Source organism: Streptomyces sp. OfavH-34-F (assembly GCF_022347745.1).
Taxonomy (GTDB): Bacteria; Actinomycetota; Actinomycetes; order Streptomycetales; family Streptomycetaceae; genus Streptomyces.
In genome coordinates, this window is record NZ_JAKRGC010000549.1 from 1 (window position 1) to 2,262 (window position 2,262).

Consider the following 2,262-nt stretch of genomic DNA (forward strand, 5'->3'; position numbering starts at 1 on the left):
CCATCAACGGCCTGCCGTACGGCTACGGGGCGCACGGCTCGCACGTGACCCGCGTCGGCGAGGCCCTGGTCGCCGCCGGGCACGGCGACGCGTACGCCGTCGGCCCCGGCCCGGACTGGACCGACGCCGACACCGAGGCATACGCGTCCTATCAGCGGTCCCTCGGCTACACCGGGGCCGACGCCGACGGCGTGCCCGGAGATGCCTCCCTGCGGCGCCTGCTCGGCACCCTGCCGGGCAAGACCGCCACCAAGCCGAAGCCCAAGCCCCGGCCCCGGCCGCCGGCCTTCCCCGGCCGCGCCCAGTTCGGCCCCGGCAAGCACGGCTCGCACGTGACCCGCCTCGGCGAGGCCCTGGTCGCCAAGGGATACGGCCGGTACTACAAGGTCGGGCCCGGCCCGTCCTGGTCGAACGCCGACCGCACCGCCGTACGCGCCTTCCAGCGCGCCCAGGGCTGGGCCGGCGCCGACGCCGACGGCTACCCCGGCCCCGAGACGTGGCGCCGACTTTTCGCATGACCCCCTCGCCCGCCCGGCACCCCGCCGGGCGGGCGCCCACAGCCCGAGAGGACTCCCCACCATGACCCCCCAGACCAAGCGCGCCATCCGCACCGCACTCCAGACGTTCGCCGCCGTCGTCGCCGTCGTGCCCGCCCTCGCCGCAGTCGTCGCCGACTCCGACCAGCTCGCCGCCGCCGCGCCGTGGGCCGTCGCCGCCGCCGTCACGGCCGCGGGCGCCGCCGGCGTCGCCGCCCGCGTCATGGCCTCGCCGGTCGTCGAGCAGATCCTCGACCGGTTCGGCCTCGGCCTGGTCGACGACGGAGGCCCCGCCCAGTGACCGAACCGACCGACACGGCCGCGATCGCCGTCGCCCTCGCCGAGCTACGCGGCACGATGGCCGAGGGCTTCGCCACCGTCAACGGATCGTTGGCCCTGGTCACCCAACGGCACGACCAGGCCGACCGGCGCATCGAGCAGGAGGCCGCCCGCGTCGACCAGCTCGCCGCCTCCGTCGACGCACTGGAGAAGGGGGAGACCGAACGTCAGAAGCGCAACGACGCCAGGCTCGCCGACCTCGAACGGGCACGGTGGCCGCTTCCGTCCGTCGCCGCCCTGGTCGCCTTGTGCGGCCTCGCCCTGTCCCTGTGGCAGTTCGCCACGTCCTGAGTACCAATGCCCCCCGCACGGCCACCTACGGCCGCGCGGGGGGCTTTTCGTCGTCGGTCGGTACGCTGCCGCCATGCTTTCTGACGATGACCACGACCTCGCCTACCCGAAGACCAAGACGTACCCGGACCGACGGGCGATCCTGGAAAAGCTCGGCGCCCGCGCAGTTCTGTGGGAGCGGGCGGCCCGCGACGCCACCACGCGCGCGGCCGACTACGAAGATGCGGCGAATGAGATTTTGCGCGGTGCCACATTCGTGACCGTGGGACGCACCACCTACGTGATCGCTGACGACCGTGACCAAACGGGAGACGCCGACGTTTCACAGGCGTAGCCTGATTGGGCACCACTCCCTCAACTCACGGAGTGAAAACCGAACATGACCGCAGCGGACCGCGTAGCAACGCGGGGAATGTCGCTGTACGGCCGGATGGCGCATGACGCGTCATCGCGGGTCGTACGGCCGCCTTTCCCGCACGTACCAGGAAAGGCGGCAGAACCCATGCCCGGACGCGAAATCATCGACCATCACCCCGTACTCGGGAACCTGCGAGTCACCGTGCCGCCCAGGTGCGATGTCTGCGGCGCCCTCGCCCAGCAGTACGACGCAACTCGGGACAGGGACGCGCTGCTGGAAATCCAGAACCACCCCCACCTCGAACCCAAGCTCCAGCGGGTGCGGGACTGGAAGAACCGGGGGGTGCGTCTCGGATGACGGTCACGAGAGACATGATCGGCCGCATGGTGACGCACCATTCCACCGAGGGCACCTGGACCGGCGTGCTGCGGGACATCGACCCTACGTGGATGGACCCGGCAAGCATGCCAGGCGAGCGGCGGCACTACGACATGTCGTGGGTGTACGACAGGAAATCGGGTCGAGAGATCATGGTTTTTACCAACGATTTAGAGCCCGTGTGAGGCGCCTCATGGGCGCTCTGATGCTCTTCGTATGGCTGCTGGGGTCCAGCTCCGTGGCAGTGATGATCGCTCGTGGGATGGCTGCCTAGCAGCTCACCAGGCCCCGCCCGTACGACATGATGCGTACGGGCGGGGCTTTCCGTTGGCACCGTGCCCCTTTAGACGCATACACGCC

The 2,262-nt window shown here is 70.6% G+C and carries 6 protein-coding genes; all 6 read left to right on the forward strand.

The window, feature by feature from the left end; translation table 11 throughout:
* Nucleotides 1–518: peptidoglycan-binding protein (locus tag MHW47_RS34710; RefSeq protein ID WP_239227808.1), on the forward strand; the 518-nt coding region annotated here is incomplete at its 5' end.
* A gap of 61 nt (nucleotides 519–579) precedes the next feature.
* Complete coding sequence (locus MHW47_RS34715; protein WP_239227809.1) at nucleotides 580–837, forward strand: hypothetical protein; 258 nt, start codon at nucleotides 580–582, stop codon at nucleotides 835–837.
* Nucleotides 834–1,166 (forward strand): hypothetical protein, encoded by a 333-nt coding sequence (locus MHW47_RS34720; RefSeq protein ID WP_374230193.1) that lies wholly within the window; start codon nucleotides 834–836, stop codon nucleotides 1,164–1,166. The genes MHW47_RS34715 and MHW47_RS34720 overlap by 4 nt, the downstream gene beginning before the upstream one ends.
* A gap of 73 nt (nucleotides 1,167–1,239) precedes the next feature.
* Entirely contained in the window at nucleotides 1,240–1,500 is a 261-nt protein-coding gene (locus MHW47_RS34725) for a hypothetical protein (protein WP_239227810.1), read from the forward strand.
* A 168-nt stretch (nucleotides 1,501–1,668) separates the two neighbouring features.
* Complete coding sequence (locus tag MHW47_RS34730; protein WP_239227811.1) at nucleotides 1,669–1,881, forward strand: hypothetical protein; 213 nt, start codon at nucleotides 1,669–1,671, stop codon at nucleotides 1,879–1,881.
* Nucleotides 1,878–2,087 (forward strand): hypothetical protein, encoded by a 210-nt coding sequence (locus tag MHW47_RS34735; RefSeq protein ID WP_239227812.1) that lies wholly within the window; start codon nucleotides 1,878–1,880, stop codon nucleotides 2,085–2,087. Before MHW47_RS34730 ends, MHW47_RS34735 begins: the two co-directional genes overlap by 4 nt.
* Nucleotides 2,088–2,262: the final 175 nt, after the last annotated feature.